This window comes from Paenibacillus sp. NPDC093718 (assembly GCF_050279985.1).
Classification (GTDB): Bacteria; Bacillota; Bacilli; order Paenibacillales; family Paenibacillaceae; genus Paenibacillus_AQ.
Genome location: NZ_JBNNUS010000005.1, coordinates 1 through 14105, shown reverse-complemented (window position 1 = coordinate 14105; position 14105 = coordinate 1). Strand labels below are relative to the sequence as shown.

Annotated in this window: 9 protein-coding genes and 1 pseudogene; all 10 read right to left on the bottom strand. The window is 49.1% G+C overall.

Annotated elements, in window-relative coordinates:
• Positions 1 to 147: 147 nt before the first annotated feature.
• The gene (locus tag ACQKPA_RS15925; protein WP_427493978.1) at positions 148 to 546 is read right to left on the bottom strand and encodes a YdcF family protein; all 399 of its coding nucleotides are present in this window, start codon (positions 544 to 546) and stop codon (positions 148 to 150) included.
• Between the two features lie 58 nt (positions 547 to 604).
• Positions 605 to 961 carry an NUDIX domain-containing protein gene (locus tag ACQKPA_RS15920; protein ID WP_427493585.1) on the bottom strand — a complete coding sequence of 119 codons (357 nt, stop codon included), beginning with the start codon at positions 959 to 961 and terminating at the stop codon, positions 605 to 607.
• A gap of 605 nt (positions 962 to 1566) precedes the next feature.
• Entirely contained in the window at positions 1567 to 3489 is a 1923-nt protein-coding gene (locus ACQKPA_RS15915) for a hypothetical protein (RefSeq protein ID WP_427493584.1), read from the bottom strand.
• A 37-nt stretch (positions 3490 to 3526) separates the two neighbouring features.
• On the bottom strand, positions 3527 to 4378 hold the full coding sequence (locus tag ACQKPA_RS15910) for a carbohydrate ABC transporter permease (RefSeq protein ID WP_246059915.1): 852 nt from the start codon (positions 4376 to 4378) through the stop codon (positions 3527 to 3529).
• The gene (locus tag ACQKPA_RS15905; protein WP_127595513.1) at positions 4378 to 5304 is read right to left on the bottom strand and encodes a carbohydrate ABC transporter permease; all 927 of its coding nucleotides are present in this window, start codon (positions 5302 to 5304) and stop codon (positions 4378 to 4380) included. Before ACQKPA_RS15905 ends, ACQKPA_RS15910 begins: the two co-directional genes overlap by 1 nt.
• A 73-nt stretch (positions 5305 to 5377) precedes the next feature.
• Positions 5378 to 6691, bottom strand: a complete 1314-nt coding sequence (locus ACQKPA_RS15900; protein ID WP_427493583.1) for an ABC transporter substrate-binding protein — start codon at positions 6689 to 6691, stop codon at positions 5378 to 5380.
• Positions 6692 to 6709: 18 nt separating this feature from the next.
• Positions 6710 to 9208 (bottom strand): DUF4855 domain-containing protein, encoded by a 2499-nt coding sequence (locus tag ACQKPA_RS15895; protein ID WP_427493582.1) that lies wholly within the window; start codon positions 9206 to 9208, stop codon positions 6710 to 6712.
• A 290-nt stretch (positions 9209 to 9498) separates the two neighbouring features.
• Positions 9499 to 11028, bottom strand: a complete 1530-nt coding sequence (locus tag ACQKPA_RS15890) for an ABC transporter substrate-binding protein (protein WP_427493581.1) — start codon at positions 11026 to 11028, stop codon at positions 9499 to 9501.
• Between the two features lie 16 nt (positions 11029 to 11044).
• Positions 11045 to 13225: an AraC family transcriptional regulator gene (locus ACQKPA_RS15885; protein WP_427493580.1), complete on the bottom strand. Its 2181-nt coding sequence runs from the start codon at positions 13223 to 13225 to the stop codon at positions 11045 to 11047.
• A 407-nt stretch (positions 13226 to 13632) separates the two neighbouring features.
• Positions 13633 to 13863: pseudogene (locus ACQKPA_RS15880) on the bottom strand (IS1380 family transposase); the annotation flags it as partial.
• Positions 13864 to 14105 lie beyond the last annotated feature (242 nt).

Genomic DNA, 14105 nt, shown 5'->3' with positions numbered 1-14105 from the left:
CGATCTAGCCGGCTGCCTCCTTGTCTTTTTTAAGCTAACATTTCCGTTAGTTGAATCGGCTGCCAAAGACAAGGCGGTTGGTCATTTATATTAGCGTTCCCGAGGTTAAGTCTCCATGGGATACGAAAGTCCCTCCACTTTCTTATCTTAGCGAAGTAAGTCTCCACGATCTCCGTAAAAACAGATTCTCAAATACTCTCCCAATACTCTCCAACGACCTATTGAACTTTGCATCCAGTTTTCTCTGTTTATCGTTTGACCATTATAATTGGAATCAAAGCCATATGAAAAACAATTAATTTTTTGAGGCAAATACTTCGCCAATGTACGATATTGCCTGCCTGCGCCACGAGATTTGCAAACAAATAAAAGAGAATCTATACCATTGAAATCAAATACTTCTTTAGCGAATAACACATTCTCTAACGTGTTCCTTGAGCGATCTTCATACATTATTACATGTAAAGGGATACCTGCCTCAGTTAGTTTATTAACAATGACATGAGCTTCGGGTACAGTTTTATCTACCCAATTCTCATGCTTAATTCCTGTAAGGCTGCCTTCTCGTCTTTATTCAACTAACTTTTCCCGTTAGCGTAGCGAATTAACTTTTGAATTGTTGTTCAAACACCGATTCAGCAATCTCTAATATTTCAAGACGTAACCCCTCACCTTCTATTTTCGATATGATTTGGCGCGCTGTTTCAAAATTCATGGTCACTCTTCCAGTTGTTTCAAACCCTTCGGGCATGATTCCATAATCCTTTACACTTGCCATAACAAAAACGGTGTATGTATCCGTACTCTCCCAATACCAAGCAGCAATCGGTACTCTTTTAGACTCTAAAATAAGACCTGCTTCTTTAATTGTCTCACGGTTTAAAGCAGTATCAATATCCTCATTAACTTCGATCCTCCCACCGACTGTTGTGAGCGCCTTCTCATTCTTATCCCAAACCATAATAATTGAACCATCTTCGGTTATTGGTATGCTGTGTACACCTGCAATTTTTTATCAGTAGGAAAAGTACCATTTAAAGGACTTAGCATTCAATCCCCTCCAATTTCATTTTTATATAAGTATTCATTGGATTGGTGGTAAAACCTTCATGAACCTTTGTCCGTTATATTAACAAATACATCCATCAGCTACTTAAACTGCTACCGCGCTATACTGCCCGTTAGCTTAATGGAAACTGCAGGGAAATATAGTTAGATACTTATCTAATCGTTAATCGGCTCATGTTCTTGTCCTTTTCGGCAATCGGTACAAGTTCTTGTCCTCGACTCGGGACAAGAACTTGTACCGATAAAACAAAAAAGCTGCTAAATTAGCGACTTTCTTTGGGACATAATCTTGTCCCCCGACATCTTTATTGTGCTGATGTATGTCCGCTAATGCTAAGCGTATAAATCCGTCAAAATGTTGGCACTACCCCAAAATTGACAAAAAGAGACCGTAATGAACCCGCTATCTAAGCGTGTAGTCACTATGGTCTCACACATTAACCCTATTCTATTTGTCCAATCCCTACCAATAGTCCCATATTTCTTACAGGAAAGTCATCACTCGTAGGCCTGCCGCAACCGCTCCTTCAACAGCCCCATTAACAATCCGGATGTAATCTCCGCCACGGTCCAGCCCGATTCAATGGCCCAAGGACCCCAGCCGGCATCCGCCGGAGAACCGAAAACTTCGTGCAGATTCACATCGAACGCTCGTGCCCATGCTCCGTCAATCGATGGGTTGTCGCTTGCGAGCTGGGCGGAAGCGAGAAAAGCGGCGTGCTCCTCCCACCATTTCAAAAACCGGTCGTCCTTCGTTACGAAATACGCCTGCATAAAGCCGATCGGCAGCCAATTGTTCGAGTAAAGCAGATCCGCCACCGGATCGCCGTTTCGGGCAAGCAGTGTGCTTTCGCCCTGCCCCATTCCGCTGCGCATCGCTGCTTTATATCCTGCGTCCCACTCGAGATAAGCGCCCGAGCTGTGCTTGAAGGATTGCAAATCGTTTGCAACCTGGTAAAGCCACCGCTGATGCTTCGAATCCCCTGTAACCCAATACATCCAGGCGAGCGGCAAAATCAGCCGGCAGTATTCTTGCGTCTGGCTTTGCTCCCGCACCGTATCCGGGTATACGCTCATGATCGTCTCCATCCCCCGGATACCTGTTTCAAGGAAAGAGCGTTCCCCGGTCAGCTTGTACGCCAGAAATAGAGCCGCCCAATAATAGCCGTTGTAATGCGCAGAAGGCAGTCCACCCGGTTCGTTCTGCAGCGCTCGAATCCGCTCCTTGTTCAGCGTTTTGTTGTCGGTGCGGAATACTCTTGTACCGTCAGTGCCTGTGGTTTTCAAAAGAAACCTTAAGGCAGCTGCCGTTTCGTCCAATCGGTACTGCGAGCCCGTATACAGACATTTCAGCATGTGCGGAATGAGCGCGCGCGCGACATCGTCCTGATAGCACACGCCCCAGGCTTCTTCCGTCCAGCGCAGCATGCCGTAGCAATCGCCAGGCTCCTTATTCAGAAAATAATCGAAAACGTAGTCGTGCAATCGCTCGGAAATGAGCAAATCACGTTCATCCGAGGTGCGCAAATAGTTGAGAAAATACGGCAGGGCAACTTCTCCGATGCAATCGGCGCGGCGAATGGCACTTATTCGCTGAGTCCCATTCGGCATAATTTCTGTGCCCATTCCTTCCCATACGCCGCTTCTTCCTTCGCTCTGCAGAACACCTGATCTCTCAAACCATGCCAAAGCCCGGTCTGCACTATGAGTGATCCGTTGTTCTAGAGGCTCGAGACCGCTCCCCGCCTCAATGAAATTGTAACTGAATTTCACATCCTCAAGATCAACCTTCTCTTGAAACAGCCAACCCAATATATAGGCGACCGTATTCAAAATTTTCCGTTTCGGCGCAAACCGGGCTCTGATGAACGGGCTTAGCCGGAACGAGCAGACCAGCAGGTTATCCGGGTCTTCAAACCAGAGCGCCCGGTCGGAAATCCGGCTCATCATTTCATCGGAAACCTCGACGGAAGCATGCGTATGGACGGAAGCGAACGTGAGAATCGGCCGCCGATGCGAGCAAGTGATATCATGCGGCTTGATCCTCATCCCGCACTGATCGTCTAAGACGTCTCCAAGCATCAATCCATCAATCTTAATTTCATTCGAACAGAACACCAATCTCTCATATCTTGTGCTCTCCGGCGGCGAAGCGTATACGTCGCCGATGCTTGCGACATATTCCGCAAACACCTGCTTGCCTCTCTGAATTTCCTTCTCGACGATCAGCCTCTCCTCCGGAGACAGCATGAGCGGCTTCTCCGAGGCGCCTCCGAGAAGGGCAATCGCCTCAAAATGATCCAGATTTGCGTCAACCATCTCAGCAGGTTTCAGCCATACAGCCGCTGGGCAGCAAGCCAGCATCAGCTCCGATAAATCGCTGTTCTCCGCGGCGACGACCGCTATTTTTTTGTTAGGCATAGCTCGACTCCTTCTGCGGGACTTCCTATACGATTCATTATTTCATGCCTGTAATAGTTATCCCTTCAATAAATTTCTTCTGTACGAAGAAGTACAAGATGACGATCGGCAGCGTAAATAAAGTAGAAGCTGCCATCAATTGGCCCCAAGCGACAGAGTTTTCGCGAATGTATTGCTTTAGACCGATAGAGAGCGTCCAATGATCAGGATCGTTCAAGTAAATTAAAGGCCCTTGAAAGTCTCCCCATGCGCCAAGAAACGTGAACAGGCCAACGGTCAATACAGCCGGCTTCGACAATGGCAGCATAATCGCCGCATAAATCCGAAATTCCGAAGCGCCGTCTATTTTGGCAGATTCGGTCAGCTCGTGCGGAATTCCCATAAAAAATTGCCTCATAAGAAAAATATAATACGCCATCCCTGTACCAAACCACGAAGAAAGCACGATCGGCCAGTACGAATCAACAAGATCGATTTTGTTGAACATGACATAGATCGGAATCATCGTTACTTGGAAGGGAAGCATTAATGTGCTCATCATAATAAGAAACAGAACGTTCCTGCCTTTGAAATCGATTCGCGCAAAGCCATAGGCGACGAGAGGAGCGAACAGGACGACGCCTGCCACGCACAAGGCTGCGATCCATACTGTGTTGAACGTGTATTGGAAGAACGGAATCGCCTGAACCGCTTCAATATAGTTATTCCATTGCAGCTCATTCGGCCACCACCTGACAGGAACGATGAATATTTCAGCGTCTGTCTTCAGCGAAGTGATAACAAGCCACACGAAAGGCATAAGAAACAGGATGCCAACGAGGATGAGGAAAATATGAGCAACAAGCTTCGACTGCCTATGGGCAGGCTGAGTGTTCATGTTCCCATTCATTAACGCTCACCTCCGTAGTACACCCATTTTGCCGACGTTTTGAACACAATAATCGTCAACAGGAACACAATGAGGAATAAGAGCCAAGCCATCGCCGACGCATACCCCATTTTTAAGAACGAGAAAGCCGTCTGGTACAAGTAGATCGCGTAGAACAGAAGCGAATTTTCAGGCCCTCCCATTGATTGCTTGTTCCCCTCAGTAAACACATAGCCTTGCGTAAACAATTGAAGCGCGCCAATCAGCCCCATAATGACATGGAACAGCGTCATCGGGGAAATAGCCGGAAGCGTAATATGACGGAATTTATGCCAAGCGTTAGCCCCGTCGATATCCGCTGCTTCGTAATATAGCTTCGGAACCTCCTGCAAGGCAGCCAAATACATAATCGTTGTCGTCCCTGTTCCCCAGAATCCCATCATGATCAGAGCCGGCTTCGTCCAAAGCGGGTCGAGCAGCCATACCGGCTGCGGCAGTCCAATTCGGCCCAGCAGCTCGTTAATCAAACCGTACTGCGCGTTTAACAGCCACATCCACAACAACGTCGCCGCCACGACAGGCACCAGTGTTGGCAGAAAATAGATCGTCCGGTAGATGGACTGGCCTTTCACATTTCGGTTCAGGAGGAGCGCGATCGCCAAGGCGAATGCGAGATGAGGAAACAAGCCGAATACAGCCATAAACAGCGTATTGTACAAGGAGAGCCATACCTTCTCATCCCTGAACATTTCTGCATAATTACTTAAGCCGACCCATTCCGGTGAAGAAAACAAATTATAATCCGTCAAGCTGTAGTAGAAAGAGGTTAAGATCGGAAACAATTGAAAAAGCAAAAGTCCGATCAGCCATGGACTAATAAAGCATAAACCGATGAGCAGCCGCTTGCGCTCACGCTTCTTGATGCCGATTGAATTGCTTGCAGACATTCAGGTAACCTCCAATCGATGCAATTAAGCCAGAAACGGTAGGATTTGACCCAGGCGTTTCTGGTTGTTCCTATTACTTCTTCGCTTCGTCCGCTTTCGGCTGCATCTTTTCAACGACGGTGTCCATCGCTTCCTGAGCGGATATTTGTCCTTTAAGCGCCTTTTCTGTCTCTTCGTTCAATACCTGCAAATACTCATTGATGTAAATGCTGTTCGGGAAGCCGTTCAAGTTCGGGCTCTTTGCGCTTTCGAAAAATTCTCTCAGCGGTATCGTCGCTTCATTCTCCTTCAGCTTCGGATTGTCAAGTGCGCTTAGCCGCACTGGTATGGTCTTGTTTTGGATTGCATACTCGATTTGAACCTCTTCAGAAAGCAAATATTGCATTACTTTCCAAGCCTCCTCCTGATGCTCCGCCTTTGCGGGGATGAACATCGCTACAGGGCTGACCATGCCGGAGTTTATTAATTCCGGACGGTCCTGCGGATACGGGAACGGAGCGACACCGATCTCGCCGTCTTCGCCACGTTTGTCGTTGTACCAGTTCTCCCAGCCGATGATCATGGCCAGATCGCCGGTAATGATCGGATCCTGCGGCGTGTTCATTTGTCCCATCCCCGATTTGAATTTACTGATGCCATTGTTGCCGAATTCCTTGTAATAGGCCGCCTGATACGCGATCGCATCCACATTTGCCTTCTGGTTTGCCGTCAGCTTGCCGTTGCCGTCATCCCACGAGCCGCCGAAGATGATCGGCCAGAAGACGTTATCGATCCATGGATAGTCAGGTATGAAGCCAATTTGGGTAATATTTCCGTCAGCGTCCTTTTTGGTTAACTGCTTGGCATATTCGAACATTTGCTCCAGCGTTTCCGGGGGAGCCGCAATGCCTGCATCGGCGAACGCTTTTTTGTTGTAAAACAGCTTGTTAGCCATGCTCATCGAGATCGGGAAGCCGTGGATTGAGCCGTCAACCTTCATCCTGTCAAGAGCGGCCGGAATGATTTGAGCAGTGTCGAAGCCCGATGATTTGACGAAGTCCTCCAAGTTCAGGACCGCGCCCGCTTCAGACCAAGGACCGATATTGTTCCAATACGTGATGACAAGGTCGGGAGCGTTGCCGCCGGATATAGCGGTCAACTGCTTCTGCGGATCTTGATTGCTCAGTGATTTGACCGTAATTTCCGACTGGCTCGCGTTGAACTTCTCAATAATGCCGTCTACAACGGCAGCGCCGTCGCCGGTAAACGGATTCCATAATTGAATTTCTATCGTTTGACCCTCTTGCTTGTCGCCCGAGCATGCGCTGATTCCTATTGCTGAGACAAGCAGCAGCAGTAGTAAAGCGCGACCCAGTTTAAAGCGTTTTTTTATATTTGATTGTTGCATTGGAATTCACCCCTTTTTCTAGTTTTGTGGAGCTACTAAGCCCTTCGGTCTTACGATGACGAGTCGCTCGATCGTCTCCGACTTGCCGTTGTACGTAACTGTGACCGATATCCTGGCGCTTCCATTTTTTACGCCCACAAGCAGCTTTTCATTTTCGACTGCGGTTCCGTCTTGTTGAAGCTTATCGTTCAATAGGACCGCATCGCCCTTCACGGACCAGCTGTAGGAAGCATTTTCCCGTGGAATCAGATAGCCGTTGTCGAAGAAGCTGCGCAGCGATATCGTTGCCGATTCTCCCGGCGCAAGCTTCGAACGGCCACCCTTCAGCTCATGGAACGTTTGACCCGATACCTCGATCACCTTCGATTCCGCTTCGATGCCGTTCGCGAAGGCTCGAAGCGTCGCCTTTCCCGGAGCGAGCGCTTTCAAAACCCCGTCCGGCGTTACCTCCAGTACAGCCGGGTTGGAGGATTCGAACGAAGCATCGGCAACGACTGTATGCTTACCTTGCTCATCTAATGACGCGCGATCCATTACGGATGGCGTCCATCTGGCTCCAATGTCCATCGTTGGCACAGATGAAGGCAGCGCGATATAAGTATCCGTTGGCTTATCCAAGCTCTCGTACTTCAGCAGGTTGATGTTGTCGAAGAATAACGTTGCTCCTTCAGTCGGAAACTCGTTCATCTTCAGAGAGAGACGAATGATATTCTGCAGATTGACGCCCGCGTCGCGCAGCTCCGCGAACGGTATCTCCACACGGTTCCACTGACCCGGCGCCAGCTTCGCCTTCTTCACCCTTGAGGACGCCCAGCTGTATTGGTCGTACATAAATTCGAGCTCGAGCAGCTGCTCGGTGTTCGTCGCGTTGTACACGTCCATTCCAATCGAGTCGTAGGCGCTCCAATCGGTGTTTGTGTAATTGATGAATTGACGGTCCGAACCGGCCAATGCTTCCGAGCCGGAATCGATGAAAGCCCGGACAGGCCCCCAGCCGTTTGGGAATACAGCCTTTAACGATTGTTCGCCTGAACGGACAAATTCCGCTTCGGTGTTGAACGACCGGTTGACAACGCTATTGCCTCCTACGTTGAATTCGCCTTCAAAATCGGCAATCACTTGCTGCTCCGCGATAGGCCCTCCGCTCGGCGCGAGCACGATATCTTTGCGGATCGTCGCACTTTGGACCGCATCGAATCGAACCGTCCGGCTTTGGTAGCCCTCTTTCGCTACGGTGAACGTATATTGAATCGCAAACTGGTCGTTCGTCGCAAACCGGCCATTCGAATCGGTCCATGCAGAGAAGCCGTCTCCGTTCGTTACTTGAGCGTCCGGAATCGGGTTTCCATCCCTATCAATCACTCGCGCTTCAATGTCTCCGATCGGAGGAACGAATGTGCCTTTCGCGAAGCGATAGATGTCATCATATAGCTGGCGTCCGATCGGGCTCCGGTGATGATAGAAATCATAGATCGCATAGACGTCTTGGTAGTAAGCAAGAAGGGAATCCGCCATATACCCGTATTTCACCCCGCCGATTAAATAGTTGTAAAAGACTTGTCTGTAGTAAGGGTTTTCGATTGCTCGCTGGTCGAATTCAATTTCAACGCCTTGACCGTTGTTTCTTGAAAGCGCCGCTGTTTCCTCTATCCGTTTTATCGTGGTTTCCGCTTGGAAATAGTGGTTGGGCTGCACAAGCGTGAAATCGTACCCGTGCTTATTGCCGTTGCCCTTCTCTCCTGCCCCCGACCATGGAATCCAGCCTAGACGCATCCCCTTTGAATTCAGATAGTCTGACGTCGCTTTCACATTTTCCGCTTCTCCTTGAACGGTTGTGTCCAGATCCTCCTGCAGCCAGTAGAAGCCTGCCAATTTCAAATGCTTGTAACCCTTCGATTTGAATCGCTCGACCATCGTGTCGATATACCATTGAACAAGCTCGTTGCGCGCTTCGAGGCTGATCAAGTCGTCGGAAACTCCGTCTCCGTTAAAGTCGCCGAAATCCCGGCTCTGCGGATCGGGAAACGGTATCGTCAAGTACACATTGACCTGCTTATCGCGATTTTCCAGATCGCTCCCGACTTGCTTGACCGCTTGGTCCAGTGCATCCAATTGAAGGTTCTTGACGAACGGGCGCTCCATCGCATACTGCCAATCCACAAGCCTGCCCGGAACCGAGTTTGGCACCCAATCGTACCAGCGGTGCAAGCTGCCTCCGTGCGGGGATTGCAAGGATAACATTAAGAACGTATCAAAGAAGTCATCTTGCGCTCTGCCTTGTTCGTCCAAGTACCCGACATAAGGCAAAAATTTGTCTTTGTCATAATCCCCAATGTTTTCTCCGTCATAGTTGGCCGGGTTGTAGTAGCCCGTATAGATCAGTGCAATGTTCGATAAGTAGTTCGACCTCGGATCGTTCTTCGGCAAATAAGCTGCAGATGCGGCAGGGATCGCCAAGAAGGCGGTCATCACGCTTGCAAGAATAAGACAGATCGAGCGTTTTGCGTTTATTTTCATAAAAGATGGCTGCTCCTTTCTTATTGGCTCTGTTAATTGAGAATGTTAACGCTGTTGCACTTCGTGCAATGGATCAAAGCTCAGCATCACCCCTTTCAACATAAATTAAATTTTTTACATTTTATGTATAATTAATCCATTATTAAGCCGTGCGTTTCCCTCACCCTCATCCTACGAAACCAAAATTTCGCCAGGGCGTTGTTTGAAAAACTGTATGAATTAGCTAATGGAAAACCTCCTTAACGGCAGGTTTCCAACTCATCCAACACGGCCCCTCAGCCGACGGCAATCTATCTGGACAAAAATGCGTCGACCTGCCTTTGCAGCTCCTCCTCGATCGCTTCAAGAGCTTGCCCCGCTTCCGCTTCGAATTGCGACCAGGCGTAGTCGGGATCAAGAACTCCGTTGAACAGGGGCGTATAATACTTCGCCTCGATCCGGTTAAAGCGGTCAAGCTCAGCCTGAACCGGCGTACTGTCAAATTCGAATCCCGTGAGAATATCAGGGACGAAATTATCCGCATCCCTTATAAATCGCCACAGCCTTTCCGTCCGGGCGTCGCTTTCCAAAATACGTTCGTCCTCCGGGTTCCAGATCCAAACGAAAGCCGATTGATTATATCGAGTATTGCGCTGCTTGAATTTGTCGTCTCCGACAGGTTCCCAGTGCGTGCCTTGGATGCCATAAGCGAGTAAATCATAGTTCGGCTTCTCGTTCGCCCAATTCAGAAACCGGATCGCCTCTTCCTTATGCTTGCTTGCAACCGGAACAGCGATAAAATTCCATTGCGAGAAGTCTGAAATATTCGCCCCCGGCACATCGTCGAAGAAGGTCACAATCTCCCATTCGCCCTCCGGAGCATGTTCCTTCAACGTTTCTTGCGCCAGTTCACCGACGTAGAAGGAGCCGGTAGGAAATATGGCAACCTGGCCGGCCATTCCCGGTTCTTGAAAATCCTTAATGCCCAGCACATCCTTGTGTATGATGCCATCGGTATATAAAATACGGGCTTCCTCCACCCACTTGCGGACTGGCGAGTCCAGCTCCTTGAACACATTGTGCACTTTACCGTTGTTGTGCTGGTAATAAAGCATAAGACTGCTGTCCAGCGCCTGCGTCGGCTGCAGATAGCTGGCCGAATCGTGATAGTGCCGGAACGCCGCCTGACTATATAACTGTTGGCTTCTCGTTCCTCCCGCGATGAGAGGAACAAGGTCAGGCTCCTTCTCCTTCACGATGTAGGCGAAACGGATCATTTCCTCGTAATTTTTAATTGGCGGTACGCCATGCTTCTCGCGGATATCTTTACGGACAAAATACGAATGACTCATCACATGGCTGACGCCAAGCGGGATCGCCATCACATGGCCCCTGAACCGGTTCGCGTCCCACATTTGATGCGGACGCTTGGCTATAATCGTTGGACCGTATTGCTTCAGTAGAACATCTAACGGCTCGTAGTATCCGCTCGCAATCATTTCATTTAAGTGCAGCCACGGAGCGTCAAAGATGAGATCAATTTCTTCGCCCGATGAAAGCGCAACCTGAGAGCGAGTGCCAAAGTCGTTCCAGGGTACAAATTCCATTTGAAGCTTGATGCTTATCCCCGAATCTGCCAGTCTGCGCTCCGCCTCCCTGATAACGAGATCAAAGTCAGAGGAGCGCTCGCCTGGCACCATTATTTTTAACGTGACGGGAGGGGGCGGCTCGGTCCGGCTTGATCCATCCTGTCGACCCGAAATTGGCAAGCAGCCGGCGAGCAGCAGAACAGAAAGAAGAATTGTGAGAATTCGTATGCGTCTAAGAACTGTATGCTTCACTCCTTGGGTCCCCCTCTCATAAATGCTGCTGCCGATACTGATTAGGTGTAAGGCCGGTCGCTTTCTTAAAAGCTGTAAAGAAATAGCTTTTTGTCAAAAACCCAGACCGTTCCCCGATATCCGTTACAGACATCGTCGATGTGACGAGCAGCTCCTTCACCTTATTGATCCGCAGCTCCAGAATATAAGCCGAGAGCGGCTGGCTTTTCATTTCCATAAATATTTGTCTTACATACTTGGCAGACAGCGATACGTGCTTCGCTACGTCCTCCGCCGACAGCATCGGGTCATGGATATGGTAATCGATATAAGCGACCATCTCTTCGGCCAGCTTTTCTTTCCGGTCCAATCCCTGCCGGTTGTTCAGCTGGTTGATAATATCGAGCAGCTCACGCTCCAGCCACCTGCGCAAATCCTGAAGCGTCGGAAACCCCGCGAGCAGCTTGTCGATGCCGTCTAGCCCTTGCAGCGCCGATAATTTATCGAACTCCTTCACGACGGCGAACAAGAGTACCGTAAGCTGCACTTTGCATTCTGAAAATTTCATGGCGGCCAGCTGCGAGAACAACTCCTCCAAGCGTTGAACGACTTGCTCACTGTTGCCGGCCTTGACCAACGCCAGCAGCTTGTCGATGCTCTTCAGCTCAGCAGCCGGCTGTATCATCTGGACATACCGTTCGTAATCGTTCTCGGTATAGATCCGGTCGCTGCCGCTGACGAACTTTAACAGCGTGAGATCGTTAACATAGTCGTATACCGATCGCAGGTCGTCGTCCGTGTGCTTCGGTTCGCTCATGGCGATTGAAACGTTCAATCGGATATATTGACGGATATGCAGCTTTATCGCTTCAAGCAGTGTCTTCATTTCGTCTTCGGTACGGTCGAGACCGATCAATAGCACGATATTGTCACTAGCCAAATCGATCGCTTCCACAGCCCCGCCTTCAAGTCGGATGACTTCTTCCGCAATGTTGCACAAAGCGTATTTAAGGAGACGGCGGGAATCAATATCATAACGCTCGACAAAATGGTGATACGACTCGATCTTCATAACGACAAGGCGAAGCCGCTCTCTATGGATGAGGCTGGTCATATCAGAAATCTCATCCCGTATCGTCCGGTTCATTCTTCCCTGCAGAACCCATTGACGCATGTACTCTGTTTTGATCAGATGATGATGATCCCGCAGGGAAATGTTCATTTCGTCGACCTGGCTGGAAAGCTTCTCAATGCCGTATTTTAAAATGCTGTATTCATCGCGGATCGGCGCCTTGGCATTCTCGCCTGCCCCGTTGAACTTCCGCTGAAGCTGCTCGGCAAGACTGCGAAACGGCATAATCGTCCGGCGTGAATTCCACAGCGCTGCGGCCAGCAGCAGAATGAGAAGCAGGATCGAGTACATCACCATGCGCCGCTGGAACGCTTCCGCCTGGTTCTTAAAGCTCTTCAATTCGCTTAGCGAGTACACCTTCCATTTCTGAGACGATAGAGACGCCGAATGAATGAACAGCCCGGAAGCAGCATCAACTTCACTCTCCAGGCCGGTCAGCACGTTGCGCCCGTTCTCGTCAAGGACCATGATATCCGTGCCCAGTTCCTTGTTATTGGCCAGCAGATGGCCCTGCAGCTCCTGATTGTTCAACAAGAGAACCAAGTAGCCGTGCGTATATATCTTTGCGGGCGTTGACGGAACAACGAGCGACAAATGAGCAACACCTTGCACCTCATGGGGAAAAAACTGCAGAAACAACGACTGCTGCTCCTGTACCCGCTTCAGCATGGCTTGATCTTCGAACGTATCGAATGCCGCGATACCCTTCTGCGAGTCGAACACTTGCCGCGTTTGCAGATTGATAAGATACGCCCGCTCGATGAACGATTCCGTTGACATAAAGCTGGTCAGCGTGTTAAGCGCTTCCATATCTGCGAGCGGATCTGTCCGGTCCATTTGAAGCCAGCCTTGAATGTTGGGATCCTCATACATGTTGAGTCCGTAAGTCTTCAGCTTATTCAAAATCAACTCGGTCTGGCTCGCCGTATGGATGATTTTGTCCCGATGGAACAAATCCATTTGAGAATAAGCAAACTTCGAAAACTGATTGGACAAGAACAAGGAATACGGAATGATAATAATCGTAAAAATGATGCCCACCCATACGTAAAGCCGTATGTGGTTTTGTGACAGCCATCTGCCCATGGTTTGACCTCCGTTCGCCGGTTGCTGTTTATGGTATACGACGCGCGGATGCCACCGTCCTCTTTCGGCATGAACTGTATTGCCGACTTCAGCGAAATCGTAGCATGAACACATCCCCTCGCCTAGTTTTCATTTGGCGAATCGGGTTCTGGAATGGAGAAAATAAAAAAACTGCAGTCTTTCCCCATGGGGAAAAGCTGCAGTTTTGCAGTAAATGTCTATGATTTCAACCAGTCCAGCGTAAAGGTTTGTTCCAATCCGAATAGTCATATACACGCTCGTAAAGGAAGCCGATTTCGCCATTCTTCAAGACGGTTAAGCAAGAATAGCCATAATAGCCATCTTCGATCACTTTGCTGTAGGGCCATGTTTTTCCGCCGTGTATCTCATCGATTTCGTCAATTAATGGCTGCTCCTTCTTGGTTGCCGTAGACGGTTTCGACCGTAGAGTCCAAATCTGCAATCAGTTCCGCAGGCAGACACGGGGCGATCACTTCCATGTTGAGCTTCTTCAGGTCGAGAGTCAGGGTAGGTCTGGACTTGCTCAGTCGCTCCAACTCCTTATAGAGCAATGTTTGATGCGGACAGCGTCCACCAAGAAAACGCAGAATGAGCGCGTCATTTTGCAATGTGCGAAAACATTACGCAATTTGATTATTTCGTTTCCCGCAGTTTGAAGCACTTTAGTCATAAAATCTGCCCACTCAAAAGATTTACTTTGCATTTGGTTACCCTACCCCATTTCAGTTACCACCCTAATTTATGTGAAATCCCAACGTCATTCCACTAACGTTTCCCGTTAGTGGAATACCCTGAGTAATAATTTACAATTGTAATACCATCAAACTGTGCTTCTTCTTTATATTGAATCAGTACGTTC

Excerpts from the sequence above, each read along its gene's own strand:
- ACQKPA_RS15920 (WP_427493585.1), bottom strand. The coding sequence starts at position 961 with ATGGTTTGGGATAAGAATGAGAAGGCGCTCACAACAGTCGGTGGGAGG.
- ACQKPA_RS15915 (WP_427493584.1), bottom strand. The coding sequence starts at position 3,489 with ATGCCTAACAAAAAAATAGCGGTCGTCGCCGCGGAGAACAGCGATTTA.
- ACQKPA_RS15910 (WP_246059915.1), bottom strand. The coding sequence starts at position 4,378 with ATGAATGGGAACATGAACACTCAGCCTGCCCATAGGCAGTCGAAGCTT.
- ACQKPA_RS15905 (WP_127595513.1), bottom strand. The coding sequence starts at position 5,304 with ATGTCTGCAAGCAATTCAATCGGCATCAAGAAGCGTGAGCGCAAGCGG.
- ACQKPA_RS15900 (WP_427493583.1), bottom strand. The coding sequence starts at position 6,691 with ATGCAACAATCAAATATAAAAAAACGCTTTAAACTGGGTCGCGCTTTA.
- ACQKPA_RS15895 (WP_427493582.1), bottom strand. The coding sequence starts at position 9,208 with ATGAAAATAAACGCAAAACGCTCGATCTGTCTTATTCTTGCAAGCGTG.
- ACQKPA_RS15885 (WP_427493580.1), bottom strand. The coding sequence starts at position 13,225 with ATGGGCAGATGGCTGTCACAAAACCACATACGGCTTTACGTATGGGTG.